The sequence below is a fragment of the Halomonas elongata genome, assembly GCF_029081005.1.
In the GTDB taxonomy this organism is placed as follows: Bacteria; Pseudomonadota; Gammaproteobacteria; order Pseudomonadales; family Halomonadaceae; genus Halomonas; species Halomonas elongata_B.
Window position 1 is genome coordinate 1 of sequence record NZ_JAJQTQ010000165.1, and the last position, 221, is coordinate 221.

A 221-nucleotide genomic window follows, 5' to 3' on the forward strand; every position below is an offset into this window, starting at 1 on the left:
ACGCTGACGGTGACCATCAATGGCGCCACCGACGGTCCGCCGACGGTGGATATCGACGATAACGCGCCGAACGCCGAAGGTGCCGATCACAGCGTGGTCGAGGCCACCGGCAATACCATCAGCGGCAGCGCCACGGTGAGCGCTGAGGCGGGTATCGACAGCGTGACCGTCAATGGTCAGGACATCACCGATGCCAGCAACAATCCGGTGACCCTGCAGGG

1 protein-coding gene is annotated in these 221 nt (G+C 64.3%); it reads left to right on the top strand.

Annotated features, from left to right (window positions below; translation table 11 throughout):
- The coding region (locus LU493_RS19945) for a hypothetical protein (RefSeq protein WP_275289525.1) at nucleotides 1-221 on the top strand (221 nt) is incomplete at both ends.